Source organism: Janibacter hoylei PVAS-1 (assembly GCF_004025845.1).
GTDB lineage: Bacteria > Actinomycetota > Actinomycetes > Actinomycetales > Dermatophilaceae > Janibacter > Janibacter hoylei.
In genome coordinates this window covers 104,232-119,735 of the sequence record NZ_PIPF01000009.1, presented here as the reverse complement: position 1 = coordinate 119,735, position 15,504 = coordinate 104,232, and the positions used below count along the sequence as shown (strand labels likewise).

18 protein-coding genes are annotated in these 15,504 nt (G+C 73.1%); 3 read left to right on the top strand and 15 right to left on the bottom strand.

Features of this window, described 5'->3' with window-relative positions; genetic code table 11:
- Nucleotides 1-2: 2 nt before the first annotated feature.
- From CWN80_RS09665 to CWN80_RS09635, 7 genes are all read right to left on the bottom strand, one after another.
- A complete protein-coding gene (locus CWN80_RS09665; RefSeq protein ID WP_007924551.1) occupies nt 3-503 on the bottom strand; it encodes a low molecular weight protein-tyrosine-phosphatase in 501 nt (166 codons plus the stop codon).
- Nucleotides 500-973 carry a PH domain-containing protein gene (locus tag CWN80_RS09660; RefSeq protein WP_128277214.1) on the bottom strand — a complete coding sequence of 158 codons (474 nt, stop codon included), beginning with the start codon at nt 971-973 and terminating at the stop codon, nt 500-502. The genes CWN80_RS09665 and CWN80_RS09660 overlap by 4 nt, the downstream gene beginning before the upstream one ends.
- Nucleotides 970-2,007: a 2-dehydropantoate 2-reductase gene (locus tag CWN80_RS09655; protein WP_202865237.1), complete on the bottom strand. Its 1,038-nt coding sequence runs from the start codon at nt 2,005-2,007 to the stop codon at nt 970-972. Before CWN80_RS09655 ends, CWN80_RS09660 begins: the two co-directional genes overlap by 4 nt.
- Before the next feature lie 73 nt (nt 2,008-2,080).
- The gene (locus CWN80_RS09650; protein ID WP_007924557.1) at nt 2,081-2,440 is read right to left on the bottom strand and encodes a hypothetical protein; all 360 of its coding nucleotides are present in this window, start codon (nt 2,438-2,440) and stop codon (nt 2,081-2,083) included.
- A gap of 133 nt (nt 2,441-2,573) precedes the next feature.
- A complete protein-coding gene (locus tag CWN80_RS09645; RefSeq protein WP_128277213.1) occupies nt 2,574-4,877 on the bottom strand; it encodes an MMPL family transporter in 2,304 nt (767 codons plus the stop codon).
- 70 nt (nt 4,878-4,947) lie between these two features.
- Entirely contained in the window at nt 4,948-5,514 is a 567-nt protein-coding gene (locus tag CWN80_RS09640; RefSeq protein WP_157986924.1) for a TetR/AcrR family transcriptional regulator, read from the bottom strand.
- A gap of 130 nt (nt 5,515-5,644) precedes the next feature.
- Nucleotides 5,645-6,184, bottom strand: a complete 540-nt coding sequence (locus CWN80_RS09635) for an NADPH-dependent FMN reductase (protein WP_007924563.1) — start codon at nt 6,182-6,184, stop codon at nt 5,645-5,647.
- Nucleotides 6,185-6,282: 98 nt separating this feature from the next.
- Here CWN80_RS09635 and CWN80_RS09630 point away from each other — a divergent pair, with 98 nt between their 5' ends.
- On the top strand, nt 6,283-6,756 hold the full coding sequence (locus CWN80_RS09630; RefSeq protein WP_128277211.1) for a MarR family winged helix-turn-helix transcriptional regulator: 474 nt from the start codon (nt 6,283-6,285) through the stop codon (nt 6,754-6,756).
- Between the two features lie 4 nt (nt 6,757-6,760).
- Here the strand turns inward: CWN80_RS09630 and bsaP are convergent, their stop codons facing one another.
- Complete coding sequence (bsaP, locus tag CWN80_RS09625) at nt 6,761-7,033, bottom strand: biotin synthase auxiliary protein BsaP (protein WP_007924566.1); 273 nt, start codon at nt 7,031-7,033, stop codon at nt 6,761-6,763.
- Between the two features lie 164 nt (nt 7,034-7,197).
- Between bsaP and CWN80_RS09620 the strand changes: the two genes are divergently transcribed.
- Entirely contained in the window at nt 7,198-8,004 is an 807-nt protein-coding gene (locus CWN80_RS09620; RefSeq protein ID WP_083853590.1) for a L,D-transpeptidase family protein, read from the top strand.
- A 33-nt stretch (nt 8,005-8,037) separates the two neighbouring features.
- Here CWN80_RS09620 and CWN80_RS09615 read toward each other — a convergent pair whose 3' ends face one another.
- Complete coding sequence (locus CWN80_RS09615) at nt 8,038-8,430, bottom strand: hypothetical protein (protein WP_007924570.1); 393 nt, start codon at nt 8,428-8,430, stop codon at nt 8,038-8,040.
- Nucleotides 8,423-9,148, bottom strand: a complete 726-nt coding sequence (locus tag CWN80_RS09610) for an AIM24 family protein (RefSeq protein ID WP_007924571.1) — start codon at nt 9,146-9,148, stop codon at nt 8,423-8,425. Before CWN80_RS09610 ends, CWN80_RS09615 begins: the two co-directional genes overlap by 8 nt.
- Before the next feature lie 214 nt (nt 9,149-9,362).
- Between CWN80_RS09610 and CWN80_RS09605 the strand changes: the two genes are divergently transcribed.
- Nucleotides 9,363-9,905, top strand: coding sequence for a hypothetical protein (locus CWN80_RS09605; protein ID WP_040880559.1), 543 nt, complete (start codon nt 9,363-9,365; stop codon nt 9,903-9,905).
- Between the two features lie 7 nt (nt 9,906-9,912).
- Here CWN80_RS09605 and CWN80_RS09600 read toward each other — a convergent pair whose 3' ends face one another.
- Genes CWN80_RS09600 through cydB form a run of 5 tightly spaced genes read right to left on the bottom strand, consistent with a single transcriptional unit; the run spans nt 9,913 to nt 15,498 of the window.
- Nucleotides 9,913-10,761 carry a M56 family metallopeptidase gene (locus CWN80_RS09600; RefSeq protein WP_007924573.1) on the bottom strand — a complete coding sequence of 283 codons (849 nt, stop codon included), beginning with the start codon at nt 10,759-10,761 and terminating at the stop codon, nt 9,913-9,915.
- Entirely contained in the window at nt 10,758-11,180 is a 423-nt protein-coding gene (locus CWN80_RS09595; protein WP_007924574.1) for a BlaI/MecI/CopY family transcriptional regulator, read from the bottom strand. Before CWN80_RS09595 ends, CWN80_RS09600 begins: the two co-directional genes overlap by 4 nt.
- Nucleotides 11,155-12,825 carry a thiol reductant ABC exporter subunit CydC gene (gene cydC, locus CWN80_RS09590; RefSeq protein WP_007924575.1) on the bottom strand — a complete coding sequence of 557 codons (1,671 nt, stop codon included), beginning with the start codon at nt 12,823-12,825 and terminating at the stop codon, nt 11,155-11,157. The genes CWN80_RS09595 and cydC overlap by 26 nt, the downstream gene beginning before the upstream one ends.
- Nucleotides 12,822-14,432 (bottom strand): thiol reductant ABC exporter subunit CydD, encoded by a 1,611-nt coding sequence (gene cydD / locus CWN80_RS09585; protein ID WP_007924576.1) that lies wholly within the window; start codon nt 14,430-14,432, stop codon nt 12,822-12,824. The genes cydC and cydD overlap by 4 nt, the downstream gene beginning before the upstream one ends.
- A 1-nt stretch (nt 14,433) precedes the next feature.
- Nucleotides 14,434-15,498 carry a cytochrome d ubiquinol oxidase subunit II gene (cydB, locus tag CWN80_RS09580; protein ID WP_007924577.1) on the bottom strand — a complete coding sequence of 355 codons (1,065 nt, stop codon included), beginning with the start codon at nt 15,496-15,498 and terminating at the stop codon, nt 14,434-14,436.
- Nucleotides 15,499-15,504 lie beyond the last annotated feature (6 nt).

Here is a 15,504-nt window from a genome sequence, read left to right as displayed (position 1 = left end):
GTTCACTCTCCGAGCTCGTGGCGGACGTGCGAGATGATGCCGTCGAGCGCGGCATCGATCTCGGCATAGGTGCGGTCGAAGTCGTTGTCGTCGCCGTACCAGGGGTCGGCGATGGCGAGGTCGTCTCCCTTCGGCCCGCTCGGGTCGTAGGAGCGGATCATCCGGATGCGGTCCTTGGCCTCGCGGGTACCGGCGAGACGTCGCAGCACCGTGTAGTGGCCGTGGTCGGCGGCGAGCACGAGGTCGCGGTCGTCGAACCTCCGCTTGTCGAAGGTGCGGGCCCGGTGGTTCGAGTAGTCGCCGGTGTGCCCGTGACGGTGCATGGCCGCGATGGTGCGCGGGTCGGCGGGGTTGCCCTCCTCCCACGCGGTGGTGCCGGCCGAGTCGACCACGACGCGGTGGCCGAGCCCAGCAGCCTCGAAGCGCTCGCGCAGCAGCCACTCGCCCATCGGCGACCGGCAGATGTTGCCGGTGCACACCACGGTGATCCGGTAGTCGCTCATGCCGTCATCGTCTCCCACTCCTCCGGGAGCAACCACGAGAGACCCTGTGGTCCCGCTGACAGTGCCAACGTCCCGAGCAGCGGCAGCTCGCGGTGTCGCAGCACCTCGCTGTGCAGGGCGACGGCGTGCAGGGTGCCCGGCGTCGTCGGGTCGGCCGCGAGGACGACACCGGTGGAGATCCCCTTGTAGCGAAGGGCGGTCCCCGCGTCGGCGAGGGTGCCACCCCGTGGGTCGAGACGGGCCAGCAGGCCGGGGGCGGTGAGCAGGAGCAGGCCGTCGGTCGCCTCGACGGCCCGCAGGGCGCGCCGGGCGAGCGGGTCGGGGCCGGGCGACAGCGCCATCAGGTGGACCTCACGCCCTTCGTCGCGCAGCGCTGAGGTGCAGGCGGCGGCGGTGTCGGTCACGTTGACGCCCCGGGCGTCGGTGAGGAGGACGACGCGGGGGAGTGCGACCTCGGAGAGCGCGCTCACAGGCCGACAGCCCGGCGCAGCTGGGCCCCGGTCCACCGGTGCCGGTCGGGGCCGGCGGCTTCGGCCTCGCGCACGAGCTCGACGATCCGCACGCAGACGGGCGTGCTCGAGCCGTGGTCGGCACCCAGCTGGACGACGATGCCCTGCAGCTCGTCGATCTCGGTGGCGCGACCGGCGTCGAGGTCGTCGGCCATCGACGAGCGGGCGGTCGGTGCGACCTTGAGCGAGGCGCGGGCGACGTTGGCGAAGACCGGCGTCGGGGTCCGCAGGAGGCGTGGCATCGCGGAGGCGGGGAGCGGGGTGAGCCGGCTGGGCGTGATGCCGAGCCGCCGCGCGAGGGCGAGTGCCTCGTCCTGGCAGGCCGCGAGCACGACGCGGCAGTCACGGTCGCGCAGCTCGACGGCGAGCGGCAGGCCGGTGAGCGCGTTGATCGCGTTGTTGAGGTTGAGCAGGAGCTTGGCGTAGAGCACCGCCCGCATGTCGGGCTCGACGTCGACGCGCAGGCCGGCCCCGTGGGCCGCCTTGACGAAGGGGTCGACCCGGGGGTGGTCCTTGGCGACGAGGTGCCCGCTCGTCGTCTGGGTCCAGTGGGTCTCGCCGGAGCGCACGACGTTGAAGGGCACCATGCCGGAGAGCACGAGTGGTCGTGAGGCCCTGCTGGGGAAGGCGCCGGCGAGTGCCTCGTCGATCGCGCTCGCATTGCGCAGACCGTTTTGGAAGGACAGGACGATGGAGTCGTGACCGAGGTAGGGGGCGATCTGGGCGACGGCGGCCTGCAGGTCGAGGGTCTTCGTCGTCAGCAGCACGATGTCCGCGCCGACGGTGGCGCTCGCCTCCGTGGCGAGGGTCAGGGCGTCAGGTCGCACGACCCGGGTGCGGCCGCGCAGGTCGGTGACGGTGAGGCCGTCGCGCTCGATCGCGTCGACGAGGTGTGGCCGCCCGACGAGCGTGACATCGGCTCCGGCAGCCAGCCAGCCGCCGATGTAGGTGCCGACGCTGCCGGCCCCCATGACCGCCACGCGTGTGCGCTCCACTGTGCTCACCCCTTGCCGAGCCGTCGGCCCCGAGTCCAGCGCCGCTGCGACGATCCTAGTCGCAGGGGTGCGGTCACTCGCGGGTCAGGGAGACCCATCCGTTGGCGTGCTCGCCGCGTGCCGGGTGCGTCGGCACCAGCTCCGCCACGGTGTAGCGGGTGCCGCCGACCGAGAGGGTCTCGTCGAGCCGGATCGTCCGCCGGTCGGACCCCAGGTGCAGGCCCGCCCGGTCGGGGTCGATGTTGAAGGCGATGAGCCGCACGCCGTCGACATCCGTCGGCAGGTTTTGGCGGAGGACGGTCGCGCCGGCCAGTGGGGTCCGCTCGGCCTCGGCCGAGTCGTCCCCGCAGGCGGAGAGGGCGCTCGCGCCCAGCAGGGCCAGGAAGGTCCGCCGACCCAGGGCCGGCCCACGTCGACCGGTGCGTGCATCCATGTCTCATGCCCCCTTCGTCCTGGCGAGCGTAGGCGCGCGGCCGGGGGAGGGCGAGGGGGAGCGCTCCCCGGGGGACGACGAAGCGGCCGGCCCGAGATCGGGCCGGCCGCTCCTGCACTGCGGCGAAGGGAGGTCACCCCACGGTGGCGAGGTCCTCGGCGGGCTCCTCGGCCGACGTGCGTCGGGTGAGGGCCTCGCCCTCGACGTCGACGTTGGGCAGCACCTTGTCCAGCCAGCGCGGCATCGCCCAGGCCTTGTCGCCGAGCAGGTACATCAGCGCGGGGATGAGCACCATGCGCACGACGAAGGCGTCGAGCAGGACGGCGGCCGCGAGCGCGAAGCCCATCGACTTGATGAGGTTGTCCGGCTGGAGCATGAAGGCGGCGAAGACCGAGATCATGATGAGCGCCGCGGCGGTGACGACGCGAGCGCCGTGGCGGAAGCCGTCGACGACGGCCTCGCGGGCCGTGTCGCCGTGGACGTAGGCCTCACGCATCCGGGTGACGAGGAAGACCTGGTAGTCCATCGCCAGCCCGAAGACGATGCCGATCATGAGGATCGGCAGGAAGCTGACGAGCGGTGCCCCGTCGACCAGGCCGAAGGCACCCTCCTGGAAGATCGCCACGGTCGCGCCGAGCGTCGCCAGGGTCGACAGCACGAAGCCGAGCGTCGCGGTGAGCGGCACGAGGATCGAGCGGAAGACGAGCATGAGCAGGACGAAGGCGAGGCCGACGACGACCGCGAGGTACGGCACGAGGGCGTCCTGCAGCTTCTGCGACACGTCGGTCTGGATCGCGGTGAGGCCGGTGACGCCGAGGGTCGTGCCGGTGGCCTCCTCCTGCGCGGGGATGCCGTCACGGATCGTGTGGAGCAGCTCCTCGGTCGCCTCGTCGCTCGCGCCCGCGGCGGGCGTGACCATGACCTGGGCGCCGGTGCCCTCGTCGTTCATCGCGACGACCTGGGCATTGGTCACCCCGTCGAGCTGGCCGAGCCACTGGGCGACCTCGCCGTATGCGGCGGGCGCCTGACGCGGGTCCTCGATGTCGCGGCCGTCGACGACGACGACCATCCGGGCCTCCTGGCCGCGGCCGAAGCCGTCGGCGATGAGGTCGGCGGCATCGCGCTGCGAGGTGCCGGGGGCGGCGGTCGAGTCGCTCGGCAGGGCCAGGTGCAGGTCCTTGGCCGGGATGGCCAGGGCCCCGAGGGCGAGCACGGCCACGAGGGCGGCGAGGACCGGGCGGGCGCCGATGGCCCGGGCCCAGCGCGTGCCGCCGTTGTCGACGTGCTGCCCCTCGTCGACGGCCTTGTCCTTGCGGATCTGGCCGGCGAAGGCGCGGTGCCCGAGGGCCCCGAGCACGGCGGGCAGCAGCGTGAGGGCGACGAGCACGGCGGCGAGCACCGTGGCGGCGGCGGCCAGGCCCATCGCGGTGAGGAAGGGGATGTTGACGACGGCCAGCGCGACGAGCGCGATGATCACCGTCAGGCCGGCGAAGACGACGGCGGACCCGGCGCGGCCGACGGCCAGGCCGATCGCGTGCTCGCGGTCCGTGGTGCGCCGCAGCTCGGTGCGGTAGCGGGAGAGGATGAAGAGGGCGTAGTCGATGCCGACGGCCAGACCGAGCATCGAGGCGAGGATCGGGGTCGTCGTGCCGAGGTCGAAGACCGCGGTCGACGCGGTGATGCCCGTGATGCCGATGCCGACCCCGACGAGGGCAGTGAGGATCGGCAGGCCGGCAGCGACGAGGGAGCCGAAGGTCAGGACGAGGACGACGAGGGCGACGGCGATGCCGATGAGCTCGCTCGTCATGCCCATCTCGGGCATACCCTGCATGCCGGTGCCGGTGGCCTCGACGGTCAGCCCCGCGTCTCGGGCGTCGTCGACGGCCTCGGTGACGGCGTCACGGCTGGTCTGCTCGACGTCGGTGACGGTCTCGACGTCGAAGGTCCACTGGATCAGGCCGGTGCGGCCATCCTCGGTGAGCGGGGAGACCGCGGCGGCGTTGGCCCGCGCCACCTCGGTGGGCTGGCCGCTCTCCTTGGCCTGGTCGAGGTACTGCTGCTCGACCCCCTTCGCCGCGGCGACGGGGTCGACGAACTGCTCCGGGGCGCCGACCTGGGGGGCGGCGCGCAGGTCGGTGAGCAGGTCCTCGACAGCTGCCGCATTGGCCGGGTCGGAGAGCTTTTCGCCTGCCGGTGCCTGGACGACGACGGTGCCGGTGGCCTGGTCGAAGGCGTCCTTGGCGCCGGGGAAGAGCTCCTGCTGCAGGGTCTGCGCCTGCTCCGACTCGATACCGGGGATCGTGAATTTGTCGCTCAGCGGCTTGGAGAGGGTGCCGGCGACGGCGCCGATGCCGATGAGGACGACGAGCCAGCCGATGAGGAAGACCGGCCAGCGCCGGAACGCGGTCCGGCCGAGGCGGTAGAGGGCGTGGGCCATGAGGGTGCCTTTCGAGGCGTCGGGGTGGGCCGGCCGCGTCGTCGAGGCCGATCGTGCTGGACGAAGGGGGTTACGCCTGGTCGGCGAGGATCCCCCGGGCGATGGTGAGGTTGGCTCGGGCCCGGGCGGAGAGCGGGCCCAGGGTGGGGGTGGCAATGTACTGGACCACGGAGTGCTGGATGACGCCGCCGACGATGGCCAGAGCCATCCGGGCCCGGGTGTCGTCGACGCCCTCGCGCTCGGAGAGATGGGTGACGAGTCGCTCGCTCAGGTCCTCGACGTGGGCCTTGACCCGGACGAAGAGGTCGGGGTTGCGCTCGATGACGTCGTGGAGCTGCTGGAAGTCGGCGGGGGTGCCGTCGTCGGCGTGCAGGCAGTCGAGGGTGACGGCGAGCACGTCGTCGACGAGGTGGCCGGTCGGGCCGCCGTCGCGCAGGGTCTGCGCCTGCTCGTCGGTGAGCTCGGGGAGCATGCCGAGGACCGCCTCCTCCTTGGAGGAGACGTGGTTGAAGAGGGTGCGCCGCGAGACCCCGACGGCGCGGGCGAGGTCCTCGACGGTGAAGCCTGAGTAGCCGCAGTCCACGGCGAGCCGCTGAGCGGCGGCGATGATCGCGGAGCGGCGGCTGCCGGCTCGCATGGTTGCACTATCGGTCACACAGTGCACTCTTGCACTCTCGAACCCTTTGTGCAAAACCCTTCTGCTCCGCCGGACGCGACGAAGGGGGTCGACCGTGGCGGTCGACCCCCTCCGGGTGCTGTGAGGAGACTCAGGCGGCGACGGGTGCACCCAAGCGGGCGATGAGCGCCTGCAGTGCGGCATCGGCGTCGCTGTCGACGAGTCTGCCGTCGGCGAAGGCCTCGAAGGAGGAGCCGACGCCGAAGGTCTCCTCGACGACGTCAGCGCCGGCGATCTGCAGCGAGCGGACGGCGTCCTTGCGGGCCCACTCGGCACCGTAGGGGGCGCCGGACGCGGCCAGGACGATGGCGCGCGTGCCGTGGATGCTCGCGGCCTCGCGCGGGCGGGAGGCCCAGTCGATGGTGTTCTTGACGACGCTCGAGAGGGTGCCGTTGTACTCGGGGGTGACGACGACGAGGGCGTCAGCGGCTTCCACGGCCTCGCGCAGCTCGGTGGCGACCTGCGGGACCGAGCCCTCGATGTCGAGGTCCTCGGAGTAGTGCGGCAGGTCGGCGCCGCGGTTGAACCACGTGGCGGTCGTGCCCTCGGGCAGGTGGGCTGCGGCGGCCTCGGCGAGGCTGCGGTTGGTCGAGCCGTCGCGCAGGCTGCCGAGGAGGAAGAGGACGTTCATCAGGGGGGACTCCTGGGGGTTTTGGTCAAGTGCTTGACCATGGTGATCGCGGCCGGCGAGTAAAGTCAAGTCCTTGACCAATGGCTTACCATGGGCGCATGACCCCCGACCTGCCCTCCCCGCTGGCCGGCTCGTGCCCCGGCGAGGGGCAGGCACCGCTCGTCAACCTCCTCGCCCGCGCCCAGGCGAGCTTCGTCGCCGACTTCGAGACGCGGCTGCGTGACTCCGAGATCGAGGGGCTCTCGCTGGCTCACTCGGCCAACGTCCTGCGGCACCTGTCCGAAGGGCCCCGGCGGGCGCGCGAGATCGTCGACCGGTGCGGGGTGACCAAGCAGGCGGTCAGCCAGCAGATCGCCCACCTCGAGCGCAACGGGTACGTCGCCGTCGAGCCGGACGCGCAGGACCAGCGGGCGCGCATCGTCAGCCTCACGGCGAAGGGGGAGTGCGCCCAGGCCGTCGTCGGCCGTCTCTTCGAGGAGGTCGAGCGCGACTGGGCCGAGCGGATCGGGCCGGCGCAGGTGGCCGCTCTCCGGTCAGCGCTCACCGACCTGCTCGGCGGCGGGACCTGCTGAGTCGTCAGGCCTCGCCCGTCGTGCCGCTCGTCTCGCCGTGCTTCTTGCACGTGGCCGTCCACGTCGTGCCCTCGGTGGCGACCGTGAGCTTGCGGCGGCAGGTGGTGCAGTAGGTCGGGGCGTGGGCTGCCAGCTCCTGGCGGCACAGCACGTGGTTGCCCTTGCTGGCGGACGTGCCGCAGTGACCGCAGTAGGTGACCGCGACGACCGGCGGGATGGCGCCGAGCGTGTCGGGGTCGCTCCAGCCGGAGTCGCCGGCGGTGGGGAGGTCAGTCATGTCGACGATTGTGGCGCATGGCTGCTCCCGGGCCTCCGGCGCACCCCGGGAGGTCACGTCTCGGTCACTCCCGGCGCGCGAGGCAACCCGGAGCCCCGGCGGGGCGTCCATGATGTCGATACCGCGCGCAGGGGGCGCGCGGTCGGAGCAGGGGAGCAGGACACATGGCACGAGCACGACTGCCGCTCGCGGCCCTCGTCGCCGGCATCGCACTCGCCGGGTGCGGGTCGCAGACGGCGCCGCAGGCCACACCCACCGGGGCCTCGTCGCCGGAGGCGACCACGAGCTCGCCGACCCGGTCGCCGAGCGCCACGTCGTCCAGCTCGTCCACCTCGGCCGGCCCGACGAGCTCGCCGACCTCGCAGGCGACCTCGAGCCGCCCCCTTCGTCCCGGTGACGAGGGCGCCCGGGTGCGGCGGTTGCAGCAGGACCTCAATGCCGCCGGCTACTGGCTCGGCACCCCCGACGGGACCTACGGTCACCTGACCTCGCAGGCGGTCATGGCCCTGCAGAAGTCGGCCGGGCTGGACCGTGACGGCATCGCCGGCCGCAAGACCCTGGACGCCCTGGCGAAGGGGGTCCTCCCCCCCCTGCCGAGCGGTCCGACCAACCGCGTCGAGATCGACCTGGAGCGGCAGGTGCTCATGGTCGTGCGCGGGGGCGAGCTGAAGTACGTCATCAACACGAGCACCGCATCGGGCGAGACCTACATCTCCCGCGGGCAGCCCGCGGTCGCGGTCACCCCCACGGGCACCTTCACCGTCGGTCGCACCTTCCGCGGGTCGGAGGTCGCGCCGCTCGGCACCCTCTACAGCCCGCGCTACTTCTACGGCGGCTACGCCGTCCACGGGTCCGGCTCGATCCCCGCCTACCCCGCCTCGCACGGCTGCGCGCGCGTGAGCAATGCGGCCATGGACATGATCTGGGACGAGGACCTCATGCCGGTCGGCTCGACCGTCGTCGTGCGCTGAGTCGCCCCACCCAGAGGCCGGAGGGAGCCAGCCTCACCTCGCGTCGCGGTAGACCTCGTCCGGGTAGGTCGCCGACATGCCGGCGTCGTTGCGCAGGGTCACCTCGCCGTCGCCGAAGTCCACCTCGACCTCACCGTCCAGCGGCCACGGGTGCGGCTCGTAACGGATACCGCCGGAGTCGGCGTAGTAGAACTCCACGACGTGCTGGTCGGGCGCGACGACATTGGTGTTGACCCGCTCGCGCGCACAGCGCTCCCGTACGGTCACCGTCGGGTCGTCGGTGAGCTCCTCGCACCACTGCTGCGTCCGCCCGCCGACAAGGTGGGACTCGGCTATGCCGACGGCTCCGGCCAGTGCGAGGACAGCGGTGGCGCCCGTGGCGAGACCCACGAGCGCCACCGGCCACCGCGGTCGCGGGTCAGCCACCGAGCAGGTCGCTCAGCCCGCCGCTGCTGCCACCGGAGCTCTGGTGGCCGCCGTCGGTCACCGACTCGGCCGGCTGGACGAGGACGTAGCCCTGACCTCCGAAGGCCATCTGGAAGGTCTCGCCGGTGCCACCGCGCAGCATCGACTTCATCCCGCCGGTGTCGACCTTGATGTCCATCCGGACGCCGCCGGTCCACATGACGACGGCCTGCGCGTCACCGAAGGTCGGGGCGCTCGCGACGTCGAGGGCGACGGGCTCCCCCTTCGTCGTGATGGCGACGTAGCCGCTGCCGCGGAGGGTGACGTTGTAGAGGCCGCCGGTCATCGCGGCGCCGCGGGCCTGGATGCGCTGGATGTCCCAGTCGATCGAGGCGCTGAAGGCGAGCACGTTGTTGCCGTTCACGGAGATCATGTCGTTTTCGAGGTACATGACCTGGATCTCCTGCGCCTCGTTGGCGACGAAGAGCTCGCCCTGACCGGTGCAGGTCAGCATCTTGACGCCCTCGCCGGTCGCGGCCTGCTTGAGGAACTTGCCGACGCCGCCGGAGCCCTTGTTCTCGAAGCGGACATCGCCCTGGTAGGCGACCATCGACCCGGTGCGCGCCATGACCGGGCCGTGGCCCATCTGGATCTTGAGCAGCTTCTTGTTCTGCAGCGAGAACTGGTCGGAGCTCTGCTCCTCCTTGAAGTCCTGGAAGAGGGAACCGTGAATGGGCATGCGTGGACCTTTCAGCTCGGCCGCCCCCTGCGGGCGTCACGTGACCGTCACTCTAGAGCGATCGGTGCCCGACCCGACAGTGCCGCCGACGGGGAGGTCTCCCCGTCAGATCGCCCTCCGGCCACGGGGCTGCAGCATGACGCGCCGGGCCCGGCGCCCCTAGGGTGAGGAGTCCGTCGGGCCGATCGGGCCCGCCCCGAGCGAAGGGATGACCGTGGGCTTCTTCGACAGGGCGCGGGCCGGCTACGACAGCCTCGCGGGCCGGGCCGACCAGGCCCTCGACGCGGCCACCGCGAGCCGCGGCCAGTCCGAGATCGACCAGCATTACCGCGATCTCGGGCTGCTCACCTATCTCGCGTCGACCGGCCGCCCGGTCGACACCGCGACCCAGCAGCACCTCGTCGCCGTCCTGCGCGCCTACGAGGAGCGCGGCGCGATCCGCGACTTCGGGCTGGCGACCACCGGCCGTCCGCCGGCCGGCATGCCCGACCAGTCGGACCGGCCGGGCGGGTCCGACGGCATCCCGCAGCCGCCTCCCGAGCGGGCCGGGCGCCACGGCGACTTCCTCACCCAGCAGCGGGTCGAAGTGAGTCCGCAGCCTCCGCCCGGCGCCCCTGCCCAAGGTTTCGAGCAGTCCTACGGCGAGTACGAGCCCGGGCCGCAGGACCCGCCGAGCATCGGCGGCACGTGGGGCCCGCCCCAGCAGGACAACGGCGGCCCCACCCGTTGGCGGCCGGTCCGACGCGACGAGGAGTGAGCCCGCCTCAGATCGCGACCATGACCGCGAGCACCGGTGGGGTGACGAAGGCCGCCACGCAGATGCCGTAGAGCACGAGCGTCTGCCACGGGGCCGGGTCGTCGGCGACGAGCAACCGGAGGCGTGCGGCAGCCGCCCCCGCGCCGGCCGAGACGCCGGGTGTCAGCTCGGCCTGCGCCGCCTCGGCGAGGGAGACCAGGGCCCGCCCGAGGGCGACCTCGCCGACCTCCTCGCGAGCGGCCCGGTCGGCGAGCGCCTCGACGAGCAGGGCGACCTCGCGCAGTGCGGCGTCGGTCCGCAGCAGCCTCGGGGTCGCGGTGTGCAGGACGGTGAAGAACTCGAGCACGAGGTCGTGCCGCTCGCGCAGGTGGGCCTCCTCGTGGGCCACGACCGCGGCGAGCTCGTCGTCGGGCAGGGCGATCAGGGCCGCCTCGGTGATGACGAGTCGGGACCCGGCGCCGGGGACGCAGTAGGCGGAGAGCCGCTCCGAGGGGAGGACCCGGGTGTGGTCGCCCTCGTGGCGACCGACGAGGTCGACGAGCTGGCGGTGCTCGGCCCGAGCCGTCCGGATGCGGGTGCCGACGTCGTGCCCGTTGAGCAGCAGCCGCACGAGCACGCCGATCGAGGCGATGCCGGCCACGACGAGCACGGCAACCTCGACGGGGGTCGACTGCGGCCGCGGGTGCACAAGGGCCAGGGGTGCCGCGGTGAGCAGGCACAGGACGGCCGAGAGGGAGAGCGACTGCCAGACGAAGAGCGCCGCCCGCGGGCTGCGGCGCAGCCTCTCGATGCGCACGAGCAGGCGCGGCGCGGTGAGGAGTGCCGCTGCGCAGAGCAGCAGCAGGGCGGCGATCACCCTCGAGAGTCTGCCTGACCCCGTCCTCGACGACGGCGGGGCCGGTCGCCCTGGGCCTCGACCTCGGCCATGGCCTCGCGGACCGCGGCGAGGTCGTCGGCACTCGCCTCCGACAGGAAGTGCAGGATCGCCGCCTGCCGCTCCTGGCTGCTCAGGTCGTGCAGCGGGCTGCGCATCGCCTCCGCGGTGAGCGACTCGCGACTCGCCGCCGGGCGGTATCGCCAGGCTCGGCCGTCGCGCTCGCGGGTGGTCACTCCCTTCGCCTCGAGACGGGAGAGGACCGTCATGACGGTGGTGTAGGCGAGGTCGCGACCGGTGAGCCCGGCCAGCACCTCGCGGACGGTGAGGCCGCTGTCGGTGGACCACAGGACGTCCATGACCGCCTGCTCGAGATCACCGAGCGATGCGTGCTTGGCCATGGTGGGCTCCTCCCTCGGTGATGGTCACGGTCCGGTGCATCCGGTCGAGGCCGGTGCCGTGGTGGGTCACCATGATCACCGACCGGTCACCGGCGTGCTGCAGCAGGTCGGCGATGACGGCTTCGGCCGTCGCGTGGTCGAGGTGGGCGACGGGTTCGTCGAGCAGGATGACCGGCCGCCCGCTGGTGATGGCGCGGGCGATGGACAGGCGAGCGCGCTCGCCGCCGGAGATGCCGCGTCCGCCGGTGCCGAGCCGGGTGTCGAGGCCGTCGGGGAGCGCGGCGTGCCAGCCTCCGAGCCCCGCTCGACGAAGGGAGTCGACGAGCGCCGCGTCGTCGGCCTCGGATGCCGCGAGGGTCAGGTTGGCACGCAGGGTGCCGGCGAAGACGTGCGGCTCGTCGTCGACGACCGCGACGAGGTCGCGCACCTCGTCGAGCGGCAGGGCCGTCACGTCGGTGCCGTCGACGGTGTACGTCCCCGAGCTCGGGTCGAGGTGGCGGGCGAGCACGGCCAGGAGGGTGGACTTGCCGGCGCCGTTGGGGCCGGTGAGGGCGAGGTGCTCGCCCGGCTCGACCGTCAGGTCGACCGGACCCACGTCGGTGCGGCCGGGTAGCCAGCCGGCCGTCAGGCCGCGCAGCTCGAGCCGCGGGGCGCCGCGCCCCCCGGTCCCGGAGTGTGTCCCACGTGCCGCGTGGGCGGTCGCCCCTCGACCGTCTCGAAGGGTCACCACCGGCTGCTGCTCGAGCAGGTCGTCGAGGCGGTCGGCGCTGGCGCGGGCACGAGCCAGCGCCCGGGTCGCCTCCGTGAGCACTCCGAGCGCTTCGCCGGTGGCGACCGGGGCGAGGACGAGCAGGGCACGCACGGGCGCGCTCGCATCCGACGTCGCGGACAGCGCGGCAGCGGTGAGTGTCGCGACCCCGGTGATGACGAGCACCGCTGCGGCAGAGAGGGACCGGCCGCGGGCCTGCCGACGCGTGGCGGCCCGCAGCTGCTCGTGCGCGGAGCGCAGCCAGCCGGCTGCGGTGCCGGTGCCGCCGACGGCGCGCAGCTCGTCGGCCTGGGCGGTGACGAGCTGCGCGACCCGGGCGACCTCGCCCCGGGCGTCGAGCACGGCACCCTGGGCGCGCGACTCGAGCCGGTCGGCGACGACGGCCACGCCCGCGACCGCCAGGAGCATGCCGGCGATGACGAGGCCGACCTGCGGGTCGACGAGGGCGGTGAGTGCCGCGGTGAGCACGCCGGCGGTGAGGGCGGACAGGGCCGGCACGGTGACGCGGACCGAGGCCTCGACGACGTCGGTGAGGTCGTCGACGACGCCGGTGAGCACGTCGGTGCGGCCGCGCCGCCCCAGCCGCGCGGGGGTGAGCGGGATGAGTCGGCGGTAGGTGTCCGTGCGGGCGTCGGCGAGGTCGGCCAGGGCGGTGTCGTGGCTGCGCAGGCGCTCCCAGTAACGAAAGACCGGTCGGGCCAGGCCGAAGGTGCGCACGGCGACGATCGCGGTGAGCAGCAGCATGATCTGCGGCCGCTGGTCGGCGCGGACGATGAGCCAGCCCGACGTCGTCGTGAGGGCGATGCCGGCCGCGGTGGCCACCCCGCCGAGCAGCCCGGCGACGACGAGCCCGCGGCTCAGGTGCAGCGGCCTCATCGGACGACCTCCGGCTGCGTCAGCGCGAGGTGCTCGTCGGCCCGGGCCACGAGGTCGGGCTGGTGGGTGACGGCGATGACGGTGCGTGTGGCGGCGAGCTGCTCGATCACCGCGCCGATGGCGTCGACGGAGCCCGGGTCGACGTGCGCGGTGACCTCGTCGAGGAGCACGACCGGAGCGTTGGAGAGGAGGGCGCGGGCGAGGACGAGGCGGGCCCGCTGACCCGCCGACAGGCCGAAGCCGTCGTCGCCGATGCGCGTCTCGAGGCCCTCGGGCAGCGCGGCGACGAGCTCGTCGAGACCGACCTCGTGCAGCGCCCGCCACACGTCCACCGACTCCTGCGGCCCCCCGATCGTCAGGTTGGCGCGCAGGGTGCCCGCGCCGAGGAAGGGTCGCTGGGTCACCAGGTGCACGTCACCGGCGCGGACCTCGCCCCGGTCGGGTCGGCGGATGCCGGCGACGAGCTCGAGCAGGGTCGTCTTGCCGCAGCCCGAGGCCCCGGTGACCACGGTCAGGCCCGGACCGGCGGTGAGGTCGACGTCGGTGAGCGTCGCTCCCTTCGCCCCGGGGTGGGTGTAGGTGACGCCGGCGAGGGTGACGACTTGGCCGGCCCCGCCGCCGCCAGTCCGCATGTCCCTGGGGAGATGCGGCTCGTCGAGCTCGGCGAGGATGTCGTCGAGGGCGGCCGCGCCGTCGGCGGCGGAGTGGTACTCCGTGCCCACCCGGCGGATCGGCCAGTAGGCCTCCGGCGCGAGCAGGATCGCGGTGAGCCCGACGAGCAGGTCGATCGACCCGTGCGTGAGGCGCAGGCCGACCGCGACGGCGACGATCGCGACCGAGATCGTCGCGAGCAGCTCGAGGGCCGCGGCGGACATGAAGGCCAGCCGCAGCGTGCGCATCGTCGCCCGGCGGTGACGCTGGCTCACCTCGCCGATCGTCGTGACCTGTCGCTCGGCCCGGCCGTAGGCGACGAGGGTGGGCAGCCCGCGCACCACGTCGAGGAAGTGCCCCGACAGGTCACGGAGCGCACCCCAGCGGCGCTCGGTGTCCTCCTGCGTCGTCGCGCCGATGAGGGCGGCAAACAGGGGCAGCAGCGGCACCGTCAGCACGACGATGACCGCGCTCGGCCAGTCGACGACGAGCAGGCAGGCGATGGCGAGCGGCGGCACGACGGCCGCCGAGACCAGGGCGGGCAGGTACCGCGCGACATAGGGCTCGACGGCGCTCGTGCCCTGGGTGGCCAGCGTCAGTGCCGTCGCGGCGAAGGGGGCGTCCCCCTCCCCGCCGTGGCGGCGCCCGTCCGCCGGTCGCCGTGACCAGACCCCGATCAGCTGCTCGCGCAGCTGCGTCGCGACGAGCGCGCCGGCCCGTGCCGCCACCGTCTCGGAGACCGCGCCGAGCAGGGCCCGGGCGGCGAAGAGCGCGCCGGTCCACAGCGCCGGCCCCACGAGGTCGGACCCGCGCACGACCGCCACGACGAGCGCGGCGAGGGCGAAGGCCGTCGCGATCGTCGCGACGCCCTGCGCGACGCCGACGACCGCGAGCGTCGCGACCGGCCTGCGGGTGGCCGGCGCCACCCGCAGGATGCGCGGGTCGAAGGGGCGCACGTCAGCGGGCCCCGGCGTCCACGGCCGGCCGTGCCGGCAGGTGCTCGACCGAGAGGCGGCGCCGGAAGACCCAGTAGGTCCACGCCGTGTACGCGAGCATGATCGGCGTGAAGACGACCGCCGCCCAGGTCATGATCTCCAGGGTCATCGGTGAGCTGGCCGCGGCCTCGAGCGTCAGGTCGGGGCTGTCGCCGCGACCGTTGATGGCGTTGGGCGTCAGCATGAGGAAGTAGCTGACGACGGTCAGGCCGATCGTCGTGGTGGTCCCGACGAAGGCCCAGCCCTCCGCCCCCTTCGCATTGGCGGCGATCGAGGCGAGGAGCGCGACGGCGGCCAGCGCCATCGTCACCCACGCGGCGGTCGTGCCGCGCTGCGCGCCGAGCCAGCCGAAGAGGACCACCGCGAGCACCGCGGTCACGAGGCCGCTGCGGGTGGCGACGGAGCGGGCTCGGGTGCGGACGTCGCCGGTGGTCTTCAGCGCAAGGAAGTGCGCGCCGTGCGTCAGGCAGGCCGCGGTGAGTGTGAGGCCACCGAGGACCGCCACCGGCGTGAAGAGACTGAGCAGGTTGCCGTCGAACTCCGTGTAGACGGTGCTGCCCATCGTGTGCTCGGTCATCGGCAGGCCCGCGACGAGGTTGGTCAGGGCGACGCCGACGACGAAGGGGGCGAGGTAGGACCCGCCGACGATGGCCAGGTCCCAGCGGCGCACCCACTCGCGGTCGTGCCGCTTGTGCCGGTACTCCAGCCCCATGTTGCGCAGGATGAGCGTGACGAGCAGCAGCAGCAGCGCCAGGTACATGCCGGAAAACATCGTGGCGTACCAGTGCGGGAAGGCCGCGAAGGTCGCGCCACCCGCGGTGAGCAGCCACACCTCGTTGCCGTCCCAGTGCGGGCCGATCGTCGTGAGCATCGTGCGCCGCCGTCTCTCCCGCTCAGGGCCCTCGTCCCCCGGGGCGCGGTCGAGCACGGGCAGGAGCATGCCGACACCGAAGTCGAAGCCCTCGGTGATGAGGTAGCCGGCCCACAGCACGGCCAGCAGGACGAACCAGATGGTGATGAGATCCATGTCAGT